This window comes from Shinella kummerowiae, assembly GCF_009827055.1.
Classification (GTDB): domain Bacteria; phylum Pseudomonadota; class Alphaproteobacteria; order Rhizobiales; family Rhizobiaceae; genus Shinella; species Shinella kummerowiae.
In genome coordinates this window covers 84,809-104,147 of the sequence record NZ_WUMK01000009.1, presented here as the reverse complement: position 1 = coordinate 104,147, position 19,339 = coordinate 84,809, and the positions used below count along the sequence as shown (strand labels likewise).

At 61.7% G+C, this 19,339-nt stretch carries 24 protein-coding genes and 1 tRNA gene; 10 read left to right on the top strand and 15 right to left on the bottom strand.

Going from position 1 to position 19,339, the window contains the following annotated elements:
- Positions 1-48: 48 nt before the first annotated feature.
- Positions 49-816, bottom strand: coding sequence for an amidase (locus GR138_RS22660; RefSeq protein ID WP_160861535.1), 768 nt, complete (start codon positions 814-816; stop codon positions 49-51).
- Between the two features lie 381 nt (positions 817-1,197).
- Here GR138_RS22660 and GR138_RS30330 point away from each other — a divergent pair, with 381 nt between their 5' ends.
- Positions 1,198-1,344 (top strand): hypothetical protein, encoded by a 147-nt coding sequence (locus GR138_RS30330; protein WP_202402813.1) that lies wholly within the window; start codon positions 1,198-1,200, stop codon positions 1,342-1,344.
- A gap of 179 nt (positions 1,345-1,523) precedes the next feature.
- On the top strand, positions 1,524-4,193 hold the full coding sequence (ppdK, locus tag GR138_RS22655; protein ID WP_160861534.1) for a pyruvate, phosphate dikinase: 2,670 nt from the start codon (positions 1,524-1,526) through the stop codon (positions 4,191-4,193).
- Between the two features lie 56 nt (positions 4,194-4,249).
- On the opposite strand, the gene GR138_RS22650 is transcribed toward ppdK, so the two are convergent.
- From GR138_RS22650 to GR138_RS22640, 3 genes are all read right to left on the bottom strand, one after another.
- Positions 4,250-4,507, bottom strand: a complete 258-nt coding sequence (locus tag GR138_RS22650) for a hypothetical protein (protein ID WP_160861533.1) — start codon at positions 4,505-4,507, stop codon at positions 4,250-4,252.
- A gap of 61 nt (positions 4,508-4,568) precedes the next feature.
- The gene (locus tag GR138_RS22645; RefSeq protein ID WP_160861532.1) at positions 4,569-4,949 is read right to left on the bottom strand and encodes a hypothetical protein; all 381 of its coding nucleotides are present in this window, start codon (positions 4,947-4,949) and stop codon (positions 4,569-4,571) included.
- Positions 4,950-5,122: 173 nt separating this feature from the next.
- A complete protein-coding gene (locus tag GR138_RS22640) occupies positions 5,123-5,821 on the bottom strand; it encodes a pentapeptide repeat-containing protein (RefSeq protein WP_160861531.1) in 699 nt (232 codons plus the stop codon).
- A gap of 283 nt (positions 5,822-6,104) precedes the next feature.
- Between GR138_RS22640 and GR138_RS22635 the strand changes: the two genes are divergently transcribed.
- Positions 6,105-6,425: a hypothetical protein gene (locus tag GR138_RS22635; RefSeq protein ID WP_160861530.1), complete on the top strand. Its 321-nt coding sequence runs from the start codon at positions 6,105-6,107 to the stop codon at positions 6,423-6,425.
- A gap of 117 nt (positions 6,426-6,542) precedes the next feature.
- Positions 6,543-7,448 carry a DUF1499 domain-containing protein gene (locus GR138_RS22630; RefSeq protein WP_160861732.1) on the top strand — a complete coding sequence of 302 codons (906 nt, stop codon included), beginning with the start codon at positions 6,543-6,545 and terminating at the stop codon, positions 7,446-7,448.
- Here the strand turns inward: GR138_RS22630 and GR138_RS22625 are convergent, their stop codons facing one another.
- Both GR138_RS22625 and GR138_RS22620 read right to left on the bottom strand, forming a co-directional pair.
- Positions 7,449-8,396: an MBL fold metallo-hydrolase gene (locus tag GR138_RS22625; protein ID WP_160861529.1), complete on the bottom strand. Its 948-nt coding sequence runs from the start codon at positions 8,394-8,396 to the stop codon at positions 7,449-7,451.
- Between the two features lie 5 nt (positions 8,397-8,401).
- Entirely contained in the window at positions 8,402-8,698 is a 297-nt protein-coding gene (locus tag GR138_RS22620; protein ID WP_160861528.1) for a cupin domain-containing protein, read from the bottom strand.
- A gap of 228 nt (positions 8,699-8,926) precedes the next feature.
- On the opposite strand from GR138_RS22620, the gene GR138_RS22615 reads away from it, so the two are divergent.
- The 3 genes from GR138_RS22615 (at position 8,927) to GR138_RS22605 (ending at position 10,519) form a co-directional block, all read left to right on the top strand.
- Positions 8,927-9,001, top strand: a tRNA-Gln gene (locus GR138_RS22615).
- A gap of 169 nt (positions 9,002-9,170) precedes the next feature.
- A complete protein-coding gene (locus GR138_RS22610) occupies positions 9,171-9,824 on the top strand; it encodes a DUF4145 domain-containing protein (RefSeq protein ID WP_160861527.1) in 654 nt (217 codons plus the stop codon).
- Positions 9,824-10,519 (top strand): Abi-alpha family protein, encoded by a 696-nt coding sequence (locus GR138_RS22605; RefSeq protein WP_160861526.1) that lies wholly within the window; start codon positions 9,824-9,826, stop codon positions 10,517-10,519. Before GR138_RS22610 ends, GR138_RS22605 begins: the two co-directional genes overlap by 1 nt.
- Here GR138_RS22605 and GR138_RS30980 read toward each other — a convergent pair.
- The gene (locus GR138_RS30980; RefSeq protein WP_420853698.1) at positions 10,487-10,702 is read right to left on the bottom strand and encodes a DUF6538 domain-containing protein; all 216 of its coding nucleotides are present in this window, start codon (positions 10,700-10,702) and stop codon (positions 10,487-10,489) included. The genes GR138_RS22605 and GR138_RS30980 overlap by 33 nt on opposite strands.
- Before the next feature lie 312 nt (positions 10,703-11,014).
- Here GR138_RS30980 and GR138_RS22600 point away from each other — a divergent pair, with 312 nt between their 5' ends.
- Both GR138_RS22600 and GR138_RS22595 read left to right on the top strand, forming a co-directional pair.
- The gene (locus GR138_RS22600; protein ID WP_160861525.1) at positions 11,015-11,458 is read left to right on the top strand and encodes a DUF3597 domain-containing protein; all 444 of its coding nucleotides are present in this window, start codon (positions 11,015-11,017) and stop codon (positions 11,456-11,458) included.
- Positions 11,459-11,706: 248 nt separating this feature from the next.
- Complete coding sequence (locus tag GR138_RS22595) at positions 11,707-12,807, top strand: thioesterase domain-containing protein (RefSeq protein ID WP_160861524.1); 1,101 nt, start codon at positions 11,707-11,709, stop codon at positions 12,805-12,807.
- Here the strand turns inward: GR138_RS22595 and GR138_RS22590 are convergent.
- Positions 12,804-13,526, bottom strand: a complete 723-nt coding sequence (locus tag GR138_RS22590; protein WP_160861523.1) for a hypothetical protein — start codon at positions 13,524-13,526, stop codon at positions 12,804-12,806. The genes GR138_RS22595 and GR138_RS22590 overlap by 4 nt on opposite strands.
- A gap of 348 nt (positions 13,527-13,874) precedes the next feature.
- Between GR138_RS22590 and GR138_RS22585 the strand changes: the two genes are divergently transcribed.
- The gene (locus tag GR138_RS22585; RefSeq protein ID WP_160861522.1) at positions 13,875-14,579 is read left to right on the top strand and encodes an SDR family oxidoreductase; all 705 of its coding nucleotides are present in this window, start codon (positions 13,875-13,877) and stop codon (positions 14,577-14,579) included.
- Between the two features lie 39 nt (positions 14,580-14,618).
- Here GR138_RS22585 and GR138_RS22580 read toward each other — a convergent pair whose 3' ends face one another.
- From GR138_RS22580 to msrA, 7 genes are all read right to left on the bottom strand, one after another.
- Positions 14,619-15,365, bottom strand: a complete 747-nt coding sequence (locus GR138_RS22580; RefSeq protein WP_160861521.1) for a class I SAM-dependent methyltransferase — start codon at positions 15,363-15,365, stop codon at positions 14,619-14,621.
- A gap of 67 nt (positions 15,366-15,432) precedes the next feature.
- Positions 15,433-15,768: a hypothetical protein gene (locus GR138_RS22575; protein ID WP_160861520.1), complete on the bottom strand. Its 336-nt coding sequence runs from the start codon at positions 15,766-15,768 to the stop codon at positions 15,433-15,435.
- Positions 15,769-16,162: 394 nt separating this feature from the next.
- Positions 16,163-16,348: a hypothetical protein gene (locus GR138_RS22570; protein ID WP_160861519.1), complete on the bottom strand. Its 186-nt coding sequence runs from the start codon at positions 16,346-16,348 to the stop codon at positions 16,163-16,165.
- Positions 16,345-16,512: a hypothetical protein gene (locus GR138_RS22565; RefSeq protein WP_160861518.1), complete on the bottom strand. Its 168-nt coding sequence runs from the start codon at positions 16,510-16,512 to the stop codon at positions 16,345-16,347. The genes GR138_RS22570 and GR138_RS22565 overlap by 4 nt, the downstream gene beginning before the upstream one ends.
- Positions 16,513-16,710: 198 nt before the next feature.
- Positions 16,711-16,974: a hypothetical protein gene (locus GR138_RS22560; protein WP_160861517.1), complete on the bottom strand. Its 264-nt coding sequence runs from the start codon at positions 16,972-16,974 to the stop codon at positions 16,711-16,713.
- A gap of 167 nt (positions 16,975-17,141) precedes the next feature.
- Positions 17,142-18,350: an MFS transporter gene (locus GR138_RS22555; protein WP_160861516.1), complete on the bottom strand. Its 1,209-nt coding sequence runs from the start codon at positions 18,348-18,350 to the stop codon at positions 17,142-17,144.
- Positions 18,351-18,607: 257 nt separating this feature from the next.
- Positions 18,608-19,303 carry a peptide-methionine (S)-S-oxide reductase MsrA gene (msrA, locus tag GR138_RS22550; RefSeq protein ID WP_160861515.1) on the bottom strand — a complete coding sequence of 232 codons (696 nt, stop codon included), beginning with the start codon at positions 19,301-19,303 and terminating at the stop codon, positions 18,608-18,610.
- Positions 19,304-19,339 lie beyond the last annotated feature (36 nt).

Below are 19,339 nucleotides of genomic sequence, written 5' to 3'. Positions count from 1 at the left end.
CCGCGCCGCGCCTGGTGCGCGTCGCGTGTGATCCCTACCGGTTAGACTTCAAGCTACCGCGACAAGGAAGTCCGACGAAACCCATCCGACATGGCCCTTCGGCGTTCGAACCTGCCACCAGGCCTGCTGCATCGCGATACGCTCGACCAGAGTGTTCTCCGGCAGTTCCCCAACCTTGTCTCCGCCGGGGCTCGACCTGAAATTCAATGTGGAAGGAGCCACGCCCTTCACGCGAAAACGGGGAAGCTTGAGATCGGATGACAGGCCGCCACCCATCGAAGGGTTCAGGCCGTCGAGTTCGATGGCAATCCGGCGACGCATCTCATCGCCAATGGGGCGGTGACCGACGAATGAATTCGTAAAAGACAGACGGGTTATATCCCACTTGCCATTCTGCAATATGCCGAGATTTGGCTGAACCTCGGCATGGGTCAGTATGGTTTGTCTGGTTACAGGGATGTCGTAGCGCTTCGCCAATTGGGCAACCGCTTTGATCATGGTGTCCCACTGTACTTCCTGGAGCGGATGGCTCCCGCTGGAAAATGGACTCTCTTGCGCGCCGGTCATCGAGCACATCGATATGCCGATTGCTCCCGTATTGGCGTTCTTCGTGTGGGAGGCGGGTGTCATTCCCGAGCCCGCAGCATTCGCGGCAATCGATTTGTCACCCCGGACGAGGTTTCCATCGCCCTCGACAAGAATATGGTAGGAGTTCTTGTCCGTGCTATTGGCCGTGTGAGCGCCAGCGGTCCAGTGTACATGGACACGTTTCATGGCGGCATCCGGCATCCATGAACTGGGGATACTTGTCGGCATGATCCTCTCCCTCTGTTTTAGTAGGATTGCTCCATTTTCATCGATAAGTATCGCAGCGGCATGCTCACCATGAGGCCGGAATTACGCGCGCCACGCGGTGTTTTGCTTCGGAAGAACGCAGAGCTTCACCCCTCCGGGCAGGAAATGACATTTCCTCGTCCAGGTGGTCTCTATTGTTTTGCATGCTCGATTATGGTGATTGAAAAGTACCATTTCCACCTTGGCTTGCACAAGGTGTTCGTGATGTTCGCCGCGATGTTTTTTGTGAGGCCCGGGCGATGCGCAGACTGGTTTCACGCCATTCTCGCGGAACAAAGTCCCGCCTTGTGCATTGACAGGCACCTGCGCCTTGCAGGTGCCTGATACAACTGGGGACGAAACGTGGATAGAAATGCACTTTACATGATCATCGGCGCACTCATCGTCGTGGTGGCCGGATTTTCCTACTATGCCTACCAGGAGGAAAAACAGCCGGATGGCGTCGAGATCAAGCTCAATGACCAGGGGCTTTCCATCGAGGGAAACTGAGCCCCGGTGTTGCCAGAGAGACAAGCCGTGTTCCTGCCGGAGCGCGGCTTTATATTTGGTTTTTATAATTTTGCGTCGCCGTCGTAATTTTGATGCAATGCAGCAAAAAACTCATCATGTCGCGTTTTCAAAGACATGCTGTTCATGTAGATTGAGAAAACGCATTTGGGGAGGCGTCGATGGAGAAGTGGGTCTACACCTTTGGGGATGGTCGTGCCGAGGGGAGTGCGGGCGATCGCAATCTGCTCGGCGGCAAGGGCGCAAACCTTGCCGAGATGTGCAATCTCGGCCTGCCGGTGCCGCCCGGCCTCACCATCGTTACCTCCGCCTGTAACCACTATTACGACAATGGCCGCATGCTGCCGGAAGGCCTGAAGGATCAGGTCCGCGCCGGTATCCGCCACATGGAGGCGATCACCGGGCGCGTCTTCGGCGATACGACGAAGCCGCTGCTGCTCTCCGTGCGTTCGGGCGCGCGCGCCTCCATGCCGGGCATGATGGACACGGTGCTCAACCTCGGCCTCAATGATCGCACGGTGCAGGCGCTTGGCCACGATGCGGGTGACGCGCGTTTTGCCTGGGACAGCTACCGCCGCTTCATCCAGATGTATGGCGATGTCGTCATGGGCCTCGACCACGAGGCCTTCGAGGAAATTCTGGAGGACGAGAAGGGGCGGCTCGGCCACGAGCAGGATACCGAGCTTTCCGCCGTCGAGTGGCAGCATGTCATTGCTCGCTACAAGGACGCGATCCGGGAAGAACTGGGCGAGGAGTTCCCGCAGGATCCGGAAGTCCAGCTCTGGGGTGCCATCGGCGCCGTTTTCGCAAGCTGGATGAATGCCCGCGCCATCACCTACCGGACATTGCACAATATTCCGGCTGTCTGGGGCACGGCGGTCAACGTGCAGGCCATGGTCTTCGGCAATCTCGGCAATTCGTCGGCCACCGGCGTTGCCTTCACGCGCAATCCCTCGACGGGGGAGAACAAGCTCTACGGCGAGTTCCTCGTCAATGCGCAGGGCGAGGATGTCGTTGCCGGCATCCGCACGCCGCAGAACATCACGGAAGAGGCGCGCATCGCGTCGGGCTCCGACCGGCCGTCGCTGGAAAAGCTGATGCCGGAGGCCTTCGCCGAATTCCGAGCCATCTGCGACCGGCTGGAGCGGCATTACCGCGACATGCAGGACCTCGAATTCACCATCGAGCGGGGAAAACTCTGGATGCTCCAGACCCGCTCGGGCAAACGCACCGCCAAGGCGGCGCTGAAGGCCGCCGTCGACATGGCGACGGAAGGGCTGATCAGCGAAGGCGAGGCCGTTGCGCGCATCGATCCCGCCTCGCTCGACCAGCTGCTGCATCCCACCATCGATCCGCGTGCGCGCCGGGACGTCATCGGCTCCGGCCTGCCGGCCTCGCCGGGGGCCGCGACGGGCGCGATCGTCTTCACCTCTGAAGATGCCGTGCAGGCGCAGGAAGAGGGCCGCAAGGTCATCCTCGTGCGCATCGAGACGAGCCCGGAAGACATTCACGGCATGCACGCCGCCGAGGGTATCCTGACCACCCGCGGCGGCATGACCAGCCATGCGGCGGTCGTCGCCCGCGGCATGGGCACGCCCTGCGTCTCCGGCGCCGGCACGCTGCGCGTTGACCTGCGCAACGAACTGCTCGTCGCCCAGGGTGTGACGCTGAAGCGTGGCGAGATCATCACCATCGACGGGTCGTCCGGCCAGGTGCTGAAGGGCGAGATCCCCATGCTCCAGCCGGAGCTTTCGGGCGATTTCGGCCGCATCATGGAATGGGCCGATCGCACGCGACGCATGAAGGTGCGCACCAATGCCGAAACGCCGGCGGATGCCCGCGCGGCCCGCTCCTTCGGCGCGGAAGGCATCGGCCTCTGCCGCACGGAACACATGTTCTTCGAGGGCAGCCGCATCAATGTGATGCGCGAGATGATCCTTGCCGAGGATGAGGCCGGCCGCCGCGCATCGCTGGCAAAGCTGCTGCCCATGCAGCGCTCGGATTTCGTCGAATTGTTCGAGATCATGCATGGCCTGCCGGTGACCATCCGCCTGCTCGACCCGCCGCTGCACGAATTCCTGCCGAAGACGGACGAGGAGATCGCCGAAGTGGCGACCGCTTTGTCGATCGACGAGGCGGTGCTGCGCCTGCGTGTCGATACGCTGCACGAGTTCAACCCGATGCTTGGCCATCGCGGCTGCCGCCTGGCGATCTCCTATCCGGAAATCGCCGAAATGCAGGCCCGGGCCATCTTCGAGGCGGCGGCGGAAGCCGCACGCGCGACGGGGGCTGCCGTCGTGCCGGAAATCATGGTGCCGCTCGTCGGCCTGAAGGCCGAGCTGGATTATGTGAAGGCCCGCATCGAGGATGTCGCAAAGGCGGTCATCGCCGAAAGCGGTGTTCCCATCGACTATCTCGTCGGCACGATGATCGAACTGCCGCGTGCGGCGCTTCGCGCCCATGTCATTGCCGAATCGGCGGAATTCTTCTCCTTCGGCACCAACGACCTGACGCAGACGACCTTCGGCATCTCGCGTGACGATGCCTCCGCCTTCCTGTCGACCTATATCCAGAAGGGCATCGTCGAGCAGGACCCGTTCGTCCAGCTCGATTTCGACGGGGTGGGAGAACTCATCCGCATCGCTGCCGAACGCGGCCGGCGCACGCGCGACGACCTGAAGCTCGGTATCTGCGGCGAGCATGGTGGTGACCCGGCCTCGATCCATTTCTGCGAAGAGGCGGGGCTCGACTACGTGTCGTGTTCACCCTTCCGCGTGCCGATCGCGCGGCTCGCCGCGGCTCAGGCGGCTTTCAAGGGCGTCAAGGCATAGGGAATCAGGCGTCGCGTTTGGCGGCGCCCAGGCCTACTGGAAGATAGGCGCCGCGCTCAGCGGCGTCGGTCGCGAACGTAGATGTAGGTTGGCCCACCCCAGAAGGGATCGTTCACCCGGGTTGCGCGGAAATCCGCGCGACGGTCGAGATCGATGCGCTGCAGGCATTCGGCAAACGCATCCGTGCCCGCGCGAAAACCGTAGGAGCGGCACTTGTTCTCGTCGTTGGCACGCACTTCCGCCGCCGTCTGGCAGCCAGCGAGAAGGAGAGCGGTGGTGGCGAGGATGGCGAGGCGAATCAGCATCTTGGACATGCGAACTCCGGCAAACTGTTGCGTGCCTTGGATAGGCCTGTCCGCGCCGCGCCGCAAGTGCTCAGATGCGCTGCAGAACGTCGATGAACGCGTCCGCGAAACGCGTCAGGTCCTTTGTCTTCTCTTCCGGATTTTCCACCCGGATGGACGCGCCCTCCGCATCGAGCAGTGCAAAAACCACGGCAAGCGCACCGTCGTCGCCCTTCGGCACGCGCAGCGCCGCGATGCGCCGGCAGTCATCTGCGAGGCCCGAGGCCGGCAGGTCGAACAGGAAATCGCCGCCAACCTGCGCGGCGGCCGTTCTCACGGCCTCGGCAAAATCGGCATCGTCGCCGGAAAAGCCGTCGAGCGAGAGTTCGAGTTCCAGAAGCTCTAGGGGAAGAGCGGGTTCGCCAGCCGAAATGGCGGCAGGTGTCTCATCGACCGTCTGCGTCGGCAACATCGTATTCTCCTTACTCAACCCCCGTTGGTGAACGTTCGTTAACGAGCGTGGCAAATTTGCGGCACGCAAGCAATTTCGTGCCGAAGACTGGAGAAACGGAGCCGTTCACCATGATTTGATCTGAGGGCGGCGTCTCATACCATATCGACTTTTTTCGACGCCCGCCCTTTTGACTAGAGAACTTTCAAGCCAAGCTCGGAGAGCAAGTCGGCCGCCTGTGCCCGCGAAATGACCGCGCCCTTGAACTGTTTGGCATTGTTCAGGCGCACGCCTCCGAGGTCAGCACCACGCAGGTCGGCGCCATCGAACCGGCTGTCGACGAGATGCGCTTCACGAAGGCTGCAAGCCTCGAAAACGGCCTCGCGGAAATCACAACGGGAAACATCGGCGCCGCTGAAGTCGAGTTGTTTCAGGTGCAGCTTGCGGAAGGAAAAACCCGGCAAGCGTGCATCGGCGAAGATGATTTCCTCGAAGTCGCAGCCAAGCGTGCGGGCTTCCGCGAAATTTGCGCCGGTCAGCTTGCAACGCTTCAAAGACGAGGAGGTCAATGCCACGCCGCGAAAACCGCCATTGTTGAAGTCGCATCCCGTGATTTCGGACTCCGACAGATCCGCCCCGGTGAAATCGGCAAAAGGCCCGTGGCAGCTCGACCACCGGGTCTCGGTCAGCTTCGCCCCGGTGAATGTCGCTCGCGACAACCGGCATGCATCGAAATTCCACCCCGCGAAGGACAGGCGCGACAGATCGGCCCCGTCGAGATTGCAACGCTGCAGCGTTACCGGGATCTTGCGGGCAACCAGTGCCGAGGCCGCCTCTCTGTCGAGCGTTTGATCTGTGACGATGAAGCTGTTCGGCGGGCTTTCAGATTGCATTCGTCAATTCCTTTTATGCAGACGTATCCCATAGCTTCCAAGGCAATCTCGACGTTATGCCCTGCGAGTACAAGCGGAACGCGAATGGCGAAGAACCGCGCCTCGCCTTGAACTGTTGATACCTGCTTAAAGGCGAGTTTACGCGATAAGTGCTCCAATCACGGTAGAACCCCTTTGCATATGAGACGGCATTGCGCGGCCCCTCCTTTGTCGCCGATAGATGTCGACTAGTAGAAAGTGACTTGAAAAAATTGGGGCCAGGGGCGACCACGCCGATATGGAGATGTTCACGTCGCTCTTTTTCATTGTGGTCGGTGCGCTGGATATCGTCCGATACGCCCTGTGGATCGGATTCCCGTTGGCAACTGTGATTTTGCTTTACGCCAGGTTCGGGAAATCGCCTCCGGACTACGCGTTGTCAAATTTCCTCTGGCGGATGAGCATGGGTTTCCTCGCGATCATTGGCGGGCTGCTGCTGGTCGGCGTGGTTGCCACCGGTAGTGACATATACTTCGCCTACCTTGTATTCCAGATGTTGTTCGTGGCCGGCCCGGCGCTTATCGCTTGCTTGGTTTCGGCGTTCCTCCGACCGAGGAAAGCGTAGTGGTCTCGCCATCGCTACGAGCTTCTGCCGAGTGGTGAGCACGCAACGCCCATGGAAAAACCCGCCGTCCTGCGTTAGGGAAAGGAAACGGCAGACGCATCCGGTGAGGCCATGGCGATCACGATCCAGTATGAACGGCCTGTTTCGCATGCGGCCTATTGGGCGCGGCGCCTGGCGCTGTTGTCCTGCGTGCTGTTCATCGCCGTCGTGCTGTCGCACCGCTTCGGCCCACTGACGACGCCGCATTTCCTTGCGCTGGCAGGGTTTGCCGCGGCGATGGCCGGGGTGGCCGTGCTGCTGGCGACGACGGGGCTTGCCCGCCTCTGGCATGTTGGCGCGCGCGGCGGCAAGGCCGCCCTTGCTGCGCTGCTGTTTGCGCTGCTGCCGCTCGGAGTGACGGGGGCCGCGGCCTATGCCTATTTCTACAAGCCGGCGCTTTACGACGTGACGACCGATACGGTATCGCCGCCGCCTTGGCTTGCCGAGCCGTCTGCCGCGCAGGACTGGCTGCCGCGTCTCGGCACGGTCACGCCGCGGGACCGCGAGGTGCAGCTCGATGCCTATCCCGGCCTCTCCGGCCGGCGCTACGAGGGAGCGCTCGACCGTGTCTACCAGGGCGTGCGCAAGGTCGCGACGGCCTATGGCATCACGGTTACCGCCGAGGGCGGGCTCGACAACATCCTCACCGATCTCGAAGACCTCGTGATCGACCCGAAGAAGGTAACGCAGGGCGCCGAGGCGCTCGGTGACGTGCCGATCCCCGAGGCCCGCCCGCTTGAGACACCACTGATCCCGCCTGTCGGGGGTGCCGGTGACGTTCTCCTGCAGGGCGAATGGCGCTCGCCGGTGTTCGGCTTCCGCTTCGATGTGGTCATCCGCCTGCGCGAAGAGGCGGAAACGTCTCTGGTCGATATGCGCGCGGCCTCGCGCTACGGGCCGCACGATCTCGGCATCGGCGCGTCCCTTGTGGAAGGTTATCTGAAGGCGCTCGACGCTGAATTGCTCGGCATCGCCGGCGATTGATCAGAGGCCGGGGGCGGGAAAATACAGTCCCGTCAGCGAGGGCGGCCCCTCGGTCACCACCTCGCCGCGCGCGACCAGATCCTCCAGATGCGCCAGCACCGAAAGGGCCGCCGCGCCATGCAGGCGGGGATCCGTCTCGCGGTAGATTATCTTCACCATGTCGGCGATCAGCCGGTCTCCGGCGCGGATGCGTTCGCGCACCGCCCGCTCGCGCATGCGCCGGTGTGTGCGCAGCCCGCGCAGGAACGCCGCCGGCTCGGTGACCGGCCCGCCATGGCCGGGAAAGTAGAGGCGGTCGTCCCGCTCCAGCAGGCGCTCAAGCGAGGCCATATAGTCCGCCATGGCGCCGTCCGGCGGCGCGACGATGCTGGTCGCCCATGCCATGACATGGTCGGCGGAAAAGACGATGCCGTCCGGCCCGTCGAGGGCGAAGGCGGCGTGATTGGCGGTATGGCCGGGCGTCAGCAGCGCCGTCAGCGCCCAGCCGTCGCCCTCCACCCTGTCGCCATGGGCAAGCGCAATGTCCGGCACGAAGTCGATATCCGAACTCTCGGCGAAGGGGTTGCTCTCGCCGGCATGCAGCGGCCGCGCGGCTCGGTGCGGCCCCTCCGCGACGATAATCGCGCCGGTCGCAGCTTTCAGCCGGCGGGCGAGGGGAGAATGGTCGCGGTGGGTGTGGCTGACGGCGATATGCGTCACCTCGCGGCCGGCAAGTGCGGCCATCAGCGCCTGGAAATGCGCCTCGTCCTCCGGGCCGGGATCGATCACCGCCACCGAGCGGTCACCGACGATGTAGCTGTTCGTGCCGTGAAAGGTGAAGGGGCTCGGATTGTTGACGGTGATGCGCTGGACGCGCGCCGCGACCGGCACCGCCTCGCCATAGGCGGGCTTGAAGTCGAGATTGAAATGCGGGGGTTCCCGGCTGTCGTCTTGTTTGGAGGTCGCCACGGTCTTCACTTGTATTCGATTTCGATGAAGCTCATCGGGCTGTCGCCGCCATTGACGACATTGTGCGCCACGCCGGCCTCGCGCCGATAGACCGCGCCGGCCTTGCTGTGCACCCGCCGCTCGCCCGTTTCCTCCTCGATCAGGAAGTCGCAATCCGTCATCGGCACCACCACATAGCCGAGCCCATGCACATGGTGGCCGGTATCGGCGCCCGGCTCAAAATCCCAGCGCGTGACGCGCACCACCGCATCGTCGAGGAGAATGGTCGGCACGGCCGGCGGGCGGGCGCGGAACTTGGACATGGCGGTTCCTCGTGAAAGAACGGCAGGCTCACAACCCCGGCTGAACGGGTGACCTGCCGCCGGAAGTACGATCTATCGGCCGGACCCTAGCCTCGCCATGCCCGCCTGCCAAGCACGAAGCCTGCCGGTCGCCGATGAATCGAGCGTGTCCTGGCGAGAATAATCGCACAAACCGGAACTTAACCATTGTCCGCCCGCCCGCCCTTTGCTATCAGGCTCCCGCCGTGTTGGGGCGTCGCCAAGCGGTAAGGCACCGGTTTTTGGTACCGGCATTCCCAGGTTCGAATCCTGGCGCCCCAGCCATGGCATAATTTCTCAATAAATTCAGTCTATTAGGTTTAATTAGGAGCCTCTAAGTGTTACACGCTTGCGGATGATCCACACCGGTCAACTGCAAATAGTAGTCCTACTCTCCCACAAAGCCCATTGATGCAATACGCTACTGGAACTGCGTCGATTCGGTATTAAGAAAATGGCCCACCTGATTAGGAAGTGCATTCGTTGCAGCGTTGTCTCGCAGTTAGATGCGGTGGCGATGACAAGCACAGATGGCCTAAATGCGGAGGTATTCTTCGTATGTAAAGCTTGCGGCCACGGCAGTATCTATGAAGGTCAGCTGCAGTCTCACATCTCGAACGTGACCGGAGCGTTAGATAAGGGGCGTTATTTTTCTCAACAAGCGATTATCGCACTGCCCGATGATCCGATTTTATCGGCCGATGTGCCGAATCGAGTGCAGGAGCTATTTCGACAAGCAGCGCGTTGTCGTCAGTTGTCTCTTTTCGACGCCGCCGGAGCGATGTTTCGTAAAACGATTGATGTGGCAACAAAAGAAATCTACGCGACCGATTCTCGTCTAGCTGGAAAGAAACCTGCGGACGCGCCTCGCGCGCGCGTTGCTGCTCTCGGCCAGCTCAAAATCTTGGATGAGGAAATCGTAGAACTCGCGGATGTTGCTCTGATGGACGGCAACGACGCCGCTCATGATACTGATCCATACACTTCCGGTGAAGCGGAAGCGCTCCAAGATTTGACCGACGATCTTCTGGATCGTCTCTTTGTAAAGCCGGCTCGCATAGCACGCGTTAAAGCCAAGCAGGTCGAATCTGGACAAAGGAAGGATTAATGATCGGCGACGAGGGGTTCAAGGCTGCTGCTGAAGTTGCGAAGACGACAGGAAAGGCTATCGAGGCGGGCGAAAAGGGCGGTCGGTATCTCGCCGAAACATTTCAAGAGGCGATAGCGGCTTACGCAGGCGCGCTAGCAGACTCCGCAAGAGGATTCCGCATACGTAATCGTGCTTCGGTCGCGATCAAAACCGAAAAACATCTGAAGTCATTGGGAATGGATTCAAGCGTCCTGCGCGTGGAGGAACGTGCAAGTATCCCGCTAATCGAGGCAGTTTCATTAGAAAGTGACGATGGATTACAGGAAATGTGGGCGAACTACATCGCGAACGCCGTCGATCCAAGTAAAGGTTCGATTGGGATAACCGCGATTGTTACGAATGTTATTAGTAAACTTGAACCTGAAGACAAGCGAGTTCTTGACCGTCTTTTTGAGATCGATCTTGCAGAGATGCGGCGTGAGTCGCTGCGACTAAGGGCAACGGACTTCAACGTCGATGAGCAAGCTCTAAATTTCTCGCTTACTCGTTTTGTCGCGCTTGGCCTGTTCTCGTGTGACAACTCTGGAAGCGTTGGTTACGCCGCTCATGAAGAGCACAAAATGCCCTGCAATCTCACCGTCTATTCATCGGTAGGCTGGTTTCAGGCTCTTCCCCTTTTGCTAATGTTTAAGCAGTCGGTCGTGCGGGCGTAGATCGCGTTTGGGTGAGCGGTGGCACCTCTTGCAACGTGCGGTCGGCGCTATTACGGTCTCGTCTTTGGTGCCGAGGGCCTTCACCAATTCCTTCTTGCCGATGATGCCTGCAAGCTGGGTCGGCACTTTTAAGCACGCATAGTAGCTTGCAACACGTCGCAGAAGGTGGCTCACCCGTGCCATATTTTTCCTCGTATAGCCTCCGAACGTTACAGTCTGATGCTACAATCTTTGTGAAAAATAGTCAATAAAGACAGATAGTTGTTTAATTTAACGCTTAAAAAGTAGGCTGGCTTTTCGTCCTGGCGCCCCAGCCGTGGTTTGTTTCATGAAATCCGCCGACAGCCTGCTCCGGACCAATGCATCGTGCGCTGTATCGCTAAATCGACCCATGATGCCGCGCCGTTTAAAAAGCATTCATTGAAATGACAGGCCGCGACCCTATTGTTTCGTCACGCCGCGCGAAAGCGGGCGCGAAGCAACAGGGAGTCTACTATGGGTATTTTCAGTTCCATCAAGGAAAAGCTCTTCGGCAAGGCGGAAGACAAGCAGGCGGCCGAAACGATCACGGCGGACGCCGTGAAGCCGGCGACGGCCGATATGGCCGCGACGCCGACGGCCGGCAAGGATGCGGTCGTGACCCCCGTGGAAAACCGCCCGGCGACGACGACACCGAGCCAACCGGTCGATGTTGCCGCGATCCTCGATGCGGCTGTTGCCAAGAATGGCCAGAAGCTCGACTGGCGCCGCTCCATCGTCGACATGATGAAGGCGCTCGGCATGGATGCCAGCCTTCAGGAGCGCAAGGAGCTTGCCGACGAGCTGGGCTATACCGGCGACAAGAGCGATTCCGCCACCATGAACATCTGGCTGCACAAGGCCCTGATGAAGGCGCTCGCCGACAATGGCGGGAAGGTTCCGGCCGACCTGCTGGATTAAACATGTGGCAGCCCGCCGAAAGTGCTTCGGCGGGCTTCTCGCCTCGTGCTCCCCGCAGTGGCCGGGTCCTCTCGGCTGCATGACGGGGAGGGGTGCTTGACGGTTTCATCTTCAAATCGTTGGATAAGATTGTGCGGGCTCGCTCATGGGTTGCCGGGCGGGCTGTCGCGTGTAATGTGATTTGACAAAACGTTGGGGCAGTTCCGGGGGTCGGCTTGTCTCCAAGAGGAATGGAACTTGGAGTTGGCATGGATAGTGCGGCACAGGGACTTTCCGGCCGGCTTCTCGAGATTTTACAGGAAGAACTGAAAAAGCCCGTCGCGCTGGATGATCGGCTGCTCGGCAGCGGCCTGACGATCAACCGCGCGCTGCGTGTCATCGCCCGTTTCTGGAGCGAGACGGGCATAGAGCTGGATGTGAACTGCTTCTATGCCTATGCGACGGTCGGTGCCTTCGTCGAATCGGCGCCTCAAGACGGCATGCACAGCTTGCGCAAGCTCATCGACGTGCGCCCGGGCGCCCCGGACGAGACGCTCGTGGTCTTCGCCGGCGGTCTCAGCTGCTTTCTGGAAATACAGGATCTTATCGACCGGCTGGATTTTCCCGGCCAGGTCTTGGGCATGGTGCTGACGCAGTTCGGGCGCGGCAATCGTGATCCCGCCCTGGTGGCCGACGAGATTGCCGAATCGCTGCGCGGGCTCGATGCCGCCGGCATTCGCGGGCCCTACCGCCTGCTCGGCTATTCGTTCGGCGGCATTTTTGCCCTCGAGCTGGCGCGGGCGCTGGCGGCACGCGGCGACGACATCGCCTTTCTCGGCGTGATCGACGCGCCGCAGGGCGAGCATTGCTGGCCGCTGCCCGTCTGGTTGCGCTTCATGGCAAAACGCGCCGCACGCCGATGGGCGACCAACAAACAAAGCCGGGCGAACCCCGAGGGCGCGTCCGAACGGGGCACGCCGGAGCGAAGGGGGCGGGCCACGCTGCTGTCGGCCGTGCGGCGGACGCTGAAGCCGCTTGCGCTTCGTTTCGCCGATCCGCGCGCAGAGCACTATCCGGGCCTGGCGCCGCAATGGGTCGGCAACTATCCGCCGCGATACGATGCGGCCGCGCGTCAGCTCCTGCGCATGAAGGGCCTCTACCGGCCCGAACGCTATACGGGCACGCTCACCTACTATCGTGCGATCGGTGGCTCACCGGTTGACTGTGATCCAAAGGCGATCTGGCCGCGCTTCCTACCCCGCGCCGAATGGGTGGATATGCGCGGCAACCATCAAAGCGTCATCGTCGGCCGAAACGCCGAAATCCTCGCCCGCGATATATCCCGGCGGCTTGGCGAAATCGGCCGTTAGGTTTCACGCAGCCTCTCCATGGCCGCAACAAGGCGCTCAACCTCTTCCCGTGTCGAGTTCTGCGTCACCCTCGGCAAGACCCATTGCAGCGGTGCCAGCAGGCAGAAATGCAGCATGCCCTCGTAGACTTGCGCCGCCTTGAGCAGGTTTCGGCCCATCTCGATGCGGGGAAGATGTTCAGACCATTCCGGCTGATCCGCCTCCGGCAAGAGACGTTTCGTCTGAATGGCCGCGACGACCGCCTTTACATCCCGGCTGACCGCCTTAGCCGTGCCGCGCAAGGCAATGAGAGACCCGAGCGTCAGGGTCGCCGGCAGGCCGTCTTCCTGCACGCTGAGCACGGGGCTATCCAACTGCCGCAGGATCGGGAACGGAACGATCTCGCCCGTCGTCTGCTTGCGAGCGACCGGCCGGGCATGCGCCTCGATCAGCTCATCGAGATCCTCGCCCCGCTCTGCCGCGAGCATCTCGGCACGCAGCAAGCCTTCCCCCGTCAGGTTGTAAAGGGTGGGTTTGCCAAGGGTATAGGAGCCGCGCAGCAGCCCGTTGTTGCAAAGCAGCTTCATGGCGCTGTCCGGCCAGCTCTCATCGAAGGGGGCCTTGATGTAGCGCGCGGCAAAGACGGCATCGATCAACGTGTCTGTCTTCTTGTCGACACTGGCCGCACAGGCGACCAGAAATTCGTCGAGAAAGGTGTGAAAAGGCAGGCGTTTCTTCATGCTCGTGTCTTCCGGCAGGCAGCAATCAGCCGATCGCGCGCCGGATCCCCGGCGGCGGATTTGACATGCTTCACACGTGTTTCATTGTGGCGGCAGGATGCGGGAAGAATACGCGTAATGCAACTATATTGTGTATATGGTTGTGTTCTTTGCCGCTCGGCCCACTCATTTCCCCGATCATCGAACTAGCCCGTGAGGCTTTCGGTCATTTCCACCACGCGTTTGATATGGAGGGTTGTAGGAAGGCGATCTCCGCAGATTGCTAGTGGATAATCCTCCGTAAACCCGTTCGTCCTTGCCCATGGAAAGTGTTATCACCGTCGCCTGACACAGACGGGAGAACACAGTATGAGTACGAACAAGGTAGCCGTGATCACAGCGGGCGGCAGCGGGATGGGGGCGGCAGCGGTGCGGCGGCTTGCGGCGGATGGGTTCAAGGTGGCGGTGCTGTCTTCCTCCGGCAAGGGCGAGGCGCTGGCCAGGGAACTCGGCGGCGTCGGCGTGACGGGTTCGAACCAGTCGGCCGATGACCTGAAGGCGCTTGTCGACCTTGCGGTCTCGACCTGGGGGCGCATCGACGTGCTCGTCAACAGCGCCGGCCACGGCCCGCGTGCGCAGATCATCGAGATCAGCGACGAGGACTGGCACAAGGGCATGGACACTTACCTGATGAACGTCATCCGTCCCGTGCGGCTGGTGGCGCCGATCATGCAGGCGCAGAAATCCGGGTCGATCGTCAACATCTCCACCGCCTGGGCCTTCGAGCCGTCGGCGATGTTCCCCACATCCGCCGTCTTCCGCGCCGGCCTTGCCGCCTATACGAAGATTTTTGCCGACACCTATGCGGGCGACAATGTCCGCATCAACAACGTGCTTCCGGGCTGGATCGACAGCCTGCCGGGCACCGAGGAGCGGCGCGATAGCGTGCCGATGAAGCGCTACGGCACCAGCGAGGAAATCGCCGCCACCGTCTCCTTCCTTGCCTCCGAAGGGGCGGGCTACATTACCGGCCAGAACATCCGCGTCGATGGTGGTCTGACCCGCTCCGTCTGAGCAAGGAGGGCAGGGCGCCGCGCCGAACGCGGTGCCCGCTCAGGCGAGCGTGCCGATCGGGATCAACTCCGCTGCGCCGGGCTGCCATGGCTTGCCCTCCCAGTCGGCGAGCCATCGCTCCACCGAGAGGCCGGCCTCGGCGATCAGCGTCTCCAGTTCCGCCTTCTCGGGAAAAGCGATGCGGGAGGCGGCGGAAAGCCGCTTGCCCGTCGCGTGGATCTCGTAATGCGTGCCGTAGGTGACGATGCCGGTTTGCGCATCGTGGGCCACGTCGTTCCATGCCGCGACGGCGCCGAAGCGGGGATGCTCGACGATACGCATCGAATCCTCCGGCCCCCATTCCTCCCATTCCCGGCAGGCGGGGTTGCGGCTGTCGAAGATGAAGCGGCCGCCGGGTGCCAGATGCGCGGCGATGGTGGCAAGGGCTGCGCGCCGATCATCCGGCGTGAGAAACACCTGGAAGGCATGGCCGGTCAGTACGATACGCTCGAAGCGACGGCCAAGCCGCAGCGTGCGCGCGTCGCCTTCGATGAAATCCACGCCATCCGCGCCGGGTTTTTCCCGCGCGATGGCAAGCATCGCCGGCGCCGGATCGACGCCCACGACCCTGCGGCCGCCAGACAGCGCGACGGCAAGCGCGCCGGTGCCGCAGCCCAAATCCAGCACGCTTTCGGCCGCCTCGGCGAAGGTCAGGCAATAGGCGAAGTCGGGCGACCGCTCCCAGCCGTTTTCGAGGTCATAAAAATCGGCAAGCTCAGGGTCGTGGTACAGGCGGTCTTCGTCCATTCCGTCCTCCAAATGAAAAGGCCGCGCGTTTCCGCACGGCCTTGAAAGGATTGATCGAACGCTGCGTTTACTTCGCGGCGTCGAGAGCCTTTTCGCAGTGCGTCGGGCCGCCCTTGGGATCGACGCGATCGCCGATGGCGCGGATATTGTCGATCTTGTAGGCCTCGTTCACCGTCAGCTCGACCGTGCAGGACCGTCCCTTGGAGAAGCCGCCGCGCCACTTGTAGAGCGTCGTGCCGCCCGGCCCGTCAATGTCGGAGATCGGCGGGCCGTAGGCGGCAAAGAAACTGCCGGCGGTCTTGCCGTTCCAGCGGGCCTGGAGCGGGTTTGAAGCGACGGCGACGGTGGTGCATCCTGCGAGAGCAAGCGTCAGGCCTGCAAGAATTGCAATGCGGGAGTTCATTTGTGCCATGTCCTTGGACTTCGGTGCGGCCGGAAAACGGGCGACTCGGAAATCGAGCCTCAATTTCGCCATAGCGCAGCGCGTGGCAAAGGGGAATCACCGCCAGCAAACTTTGTTTCTATCCCTGTCGAAGGCCCGTGAACCTTGCGGATTTGCAACAGTTCGCGCCACGGCTGCCCTTTGCAGGCTGGCGAGATCGGCTGTATGCGGCCGGCGAAGTGGGGAACAAGACGAGCGTGAACGCACGGTTCACATGGCTATAAGGACGGCCAGCGTGATCTCGCGGCAGCGACGTGACGTCAATCGGTCACCCGACCCCGATCTAAAACTATCGGCAGTCGCGTCCTGCGGCGCTTTTGCCAGAAGGCGCGGCCTGCGTCCACTCCCTGTGCGATCATATCCGCCGGCCGCGTATCTGCATCCGGCCCGCGAGCCGTGCGAAGGCCAGCCGCTCCTCCACCGCATCGCGCTCGGCGATCAGCGTGCGAAGCGCTTCGAGCGCATCGCCCTTGTGAAGGTCGAGGATTTCCCTGGCTTCATCGGGAACGGCGTCGTCCCGGCGTTGCGGTGCGCGGATCATTGCAGGCGCAGCTCCAGCTGCTTCTTGCTCTTGAGGACATAGAGCGGTTTGGCCGCCGCCTCGACCTTGCGCTGGATCTCGGCGCGATTGGCGAGCTGTTTTTCGCGAAGCGACTGGCCAGAGGCGATGATTTCACGCGCACGTTCGACCGCATCCATCTGCATGAGAACCTCCATTTGTTCTTGGTATGTTCTCATTGTGGATCAAGGAAGTCAAGCGCCTCCGCCAAGGGCTTCCGGCACCGGCAAAAAAGCGCGAATCCGCCCGTCACACGCGGTCAGGTATGAAGGCTCGAAACAGGTACGATTGATGGTTGGGATCACAGATCCGGTGGAAACCGCGATGATCGCCGGGTCCGTCGATCAATGGGTCGTCGGCACGTCGTCCTCGTCGAGGAAGGAATGAATCCCGTCACGTGCCACGGTCGCGAGGAATTCGTCGAACGCTTCCCGATCGGTCGGGAACGGCTCATCCCATTCGAAGAGGTCCTCGTTCTGCGTGACGACCTCCATCTTCCAGTCCTGCTGGGTGCCTGCCGGGCGGTAGATGTCGACGAGCACGGTCACATCGTCCTCGGTGAATTCTCCGGACAGTTCGGAATGTTCCAGTTTCGGTTTCTTCGTCATTCGTCATCCCACTTAACCTTACCTGCCGCTTATACAGGCTCGTCGGTGCCTGTGGGAAGTGGTCTGGGCACGTCCACGGATCAATCGCTTGCAATCCAAAGCCGCGTTCAGCCGTGCCAGGGGCGTCCGTTTGAGAAACCGGGTTGATAGGCCGTCGTCGGCTGGGCCTAACTGCCTCTTTCCTCGATCTTCGGCAGGAACCATGCGAGCAGGCCTGCAAGTGGCAGCACCGAGCAGATCTTGTAGACGGTCTCGACCCCGTAGCTGTCGGCCAGCACGCCGAGAATGGCCGCGGCGATGCCGCCCAGCCCGAAATTCAGGCCATAGAACAGGCCGCCGATCAGGCCGATCCGGTTGGGCAGGAGTTCGATTGCGTAGATCAGGATGGAGGCGAAGGCGCTCGCCATGATCAGGTTGATCATTACCGTCAGCACGCCGGTCCAGAAGAGATCGACATGCGGCAGGATGAGGGTCAGGGGAAGCGGTCCGAGGACGGAGATCCAGATGATGCGGTAGCGGCCGATCCGGTCGCCGACGATTCCGCCGATCAGTGCACCGGCGGCCGAGGCCAGGAGGAAGATGAAGAGCATCATCTGGGCCGACGGGATCGAGAGGCCGAACCGCTCGATGAGATAGAACGTGTAGAACGAGCGGAAACTTTCGCCATAGGCGTTCTTGGTGAACATCAGCAGTGTCAGGACGGTGAGGGCGACGGCGATCGTTGCCGGGGCGTGCCGTACTGCGCTGCCCGTCTTCTTGCCGTTCGCGCGCATTGCCGCGAACTCGGCACTGATTTCCCGCTGCTTACCGCCGATCCACACCAGCAGCATCATGGCCAGCAGGGCGAGGGCCGCGAACCAGGAGAGGCTCGGCTGTCCGAAGGGCACGATGATGAAGGCCGCGAAGACCGGGCCGAGCGCGCCGCCAGCCTGGCCACCGACCTGGAAGAGCCCCTGAGCCAATCCTTGCCGGCCGCCTGCGGCATAACGGGCCATGCGCGTCGCCTCCGGGTGGAAGATGGAGGAGCCGATGCCGATCAGCGCGACGGAGACGAGAATCACCGCATAGCTGTGTGCGAAGGCGAGGCTGACCAGGCCCGACAGCGTGAACATCATTCCCACGACGGGCGAATAGGGGGCAGGGTGTTTGTCCGTCACCATGCCGATGGCCGGCTGCAGCAGCGAGCCGGCGATCTGGAACGTCATGGTGATCATGCCGATCTGCACGAAATCAAGTGCATAGGCGTCCTTCAGAATGGGGTAGGCCGCCGGGATGAGAGATTGCATGAGGTCGTTGAGAAGATGGGTCAGTCCCAGAACGACAAGCACGGCAAGGTAGGTTCTGGAACGCGCAGGCGGGGAAACGGCGGCTGTCATGTGTGCTTTCGATATTTTGGTGGCTGCGGGTGGTCGCCGGTCTCGAAAAGGAAAACCGCGTTTCAAATATACCGCGCGATGGCCATTGGTCACCTCAAAAAGCGGTGGATTGGCCCACGGTGCCCGGTTGGCGATGCGCCCTTTTCATGGAGAAAGGAAAGCATCGACCAAAGGAGGCCCAACGGCGCGTTTTCGCCCTGCAAGCATGCTCCAGCGCGAAAAGCGGCCACCCGGCAACATCCGAAACCACAGCAGTTCTACTCGTCAATGCCCGCCTTGGCGACGAGAACCGGGTTTGCCCTGAAGCTTGCCGGGAAGAGCCGTTTGAGGTTCTCGATCTTCGGCATGTCGTTGTAGACGATGTAGGGGTAGGTGGGGTTGTTGGTCAGGAAATCCTGGTGATAATCCTCGGCGGGGTAGAAGGCCTTGCCCGGTTCGATGGTCGTGACGATGGCGGCCTCGTAGAGGTGGGCCTTGTTCAACTGGTCGATATAGGCCTTGGCGATGCGCGCCTGTTCGTCGCTGGCCGGGAAGACGGTCGAGCGATATTGCGGGCCGACGTCGGGGCCCTGGCGGTTGAGCTCGGTCGGATCATGGGCGACCGAGAAATAGATCTGCAGCAGCTTGCCATAGCTCACCCTGGCCGGATCGAAGGTGACGCGCACGGCCTCCGCGTGGCCGGTATTGCCATTGCCGACCATCTCGTAATGGGCCGTGTTCCGCGCGCCGCCGGCGTAGCCGGAAACGGCGTTGGAGACGCCATCCACCCGCTGGAAGACACCCTGCACGCCCCAGAAACAACCACCGGCGAAGACGGCCGTTTCCTTGCCCGTCGTTGCGGTCTCGTCGAGCGCTGGTGCGGGAATCGCCAGGCCCTCTTGCGCGAGAGCGTTCGGTGCGATGAAGGCCGAAGCGGCGACGGCGAAGGAAAGGAATGTGACGCGATGTTTCATGGCGGTCTCCTCAACTGAAAGTGAATGCGTAGGCTT

Bases quoted from the DNA above. Each gene is read 5' to 3' on its own strand.
- GR138_RS22580 (WP_160861521.1), bottom strand. From the start codon at position 15,365: ATGGACGAAGACCGCCTGTACCACGACCCTGAGCTTGCCGATTTTTAT.
- GR138_RS22595 (WP_160861524.1), top strand. From the start codon at position 11,707: ATGGATAGTGCGGCACAGGGACTTTCCGGCCGGCTTCTCGAGATTTTA.
- GR138_RS22635 (WP_160861530.1), top strand. From the start codon at position 6,105: ATGTTCACGTCGCTCTTTTTCATTGTGGTCGGTGCGCTGGATATCGTC.
- GR138_RS22610 (WP_160861527.1), top strand. From the start codon at position 9,171: ATGGCCCACCTGATTAGGAAGTGCATTCGTTGCAGCGTTGTCTCGCAG.
- GR138_RS22565 (WP_160861518.1), bottom strand. From the start codon at position 16,512: ATGCAGATGGATGCGGTCGAACGTGCGCGTGAAATCATCGCCTCTGGC.
- GR138_RS22600 (WP_160861525.1), top strand. From the start codon at position 11,015: ATGGGTATTTTCAGTTCCATCAAGGAAAAGCTCTTCGGCAAGGCGGAA.
- GR138_RS22650 (WP_160861533.1), bottom strand. From the start codon at position 4,507: ATGTCCAAGATGCTGATTCGCCTCGCCATCCTCGCCACCACCGCTCTC.
- GR138_RS22645 (WP_160861532.1), bottom strand. From the start codon at position 4,949: ATGTTGCCGACGCAGACGGTCGATGAGACACCTGCCGCCATTTCGGCT.
- msrA (WP_160861515.1), bottom strand. From the start codon at position 19,303: ATGAAACATCGCGTCACATTCCTTTCCTTCGCCGTCGCCGCTTCGGCC.
- GR138_RS22605 (WP_160861526.1), top strand. From the start codon at position 9,824: ATGATCGGCGACGAGGGGTTCAAGGCTGCTGCTGAAGTTGCGAAGACG.
- GR138_RS22620 (WP_160861528.1), bottom strand. From the start codon at position 8,698: ATGTCCAAGTTCCGCGCCCGCCCGCCGGCCGTGCCGACCATTCTCCTC.
- GR138_RS22560 (WP_160861517.1), bottom strand. From the start codon at position 16,974: ATGACGAAGAAACCGAAACTGGAACATTCCGAACTGTCCGGAGAATTC.
- ppdK (WP_160861534.1), top strand. From the start codon at position 1,524: ATGGAGAAGTGGGTCTACACCTTTGGGGATGGTCGTGCCGAGGGGAGT.
- GR138_RS22640 (WP_160861531.1), bottom strand. From the start codon at position 5,821: ATGCAATCTGAAAGCCCGCCGAACAGCTTCATCGTCACAGATCAAACG.
- GR138_RS22660 (WP_160861535.1), bottom strand. From the start codon at position 816: ATGCCGACAAGTATCCCCAGTTCATGGATGCCGGATGCCGCCATGAAA.
- GR138_RS22575 (WP_160861520.1), bottom strand. From the start codon at position 15,768: ATGAACTCCCGCATTGCAATTCTTGCAGGCCTGACGCTTGCTCTCGCA.
- GR138_RS30980 (WP_420853698.1), bottom strand. From the start codon at position 10,702: ATGGCACGGGTGAGCCACCTTCTGCGACGTGTTGCAAGCTACTATGCG.
- GR138_RS22555 (WP_160861516.1), bottom strand. From the start codon at position 18,350: ATGACAGCCGCCGTTTCCCCGCCTGCGCGTTCCAGAACCTACCTTGCC.
- GR138_RS22570 (WP_160861519.1), bottom strand. From the start codon at position 16,348: ATGATCCGCGCACCGCAACGCCGGGACGACGCCGTTCCCGATGAAGCC.
- GR138_RS22590 (WP_160861523.1), bottom strand. From the start codon at position 13,526: ATGAAGAAACGCCTGCCTTTTCACACCTTTCTCGACGAATTTCTGGTC.
- GR138_RS22585 (WP_160861522.1), top strand. From the start codon at position 13,875: ATGAGTACGAACAAGGTAGCCGTGATCACAGCGGGCGGCAGCGGGATG.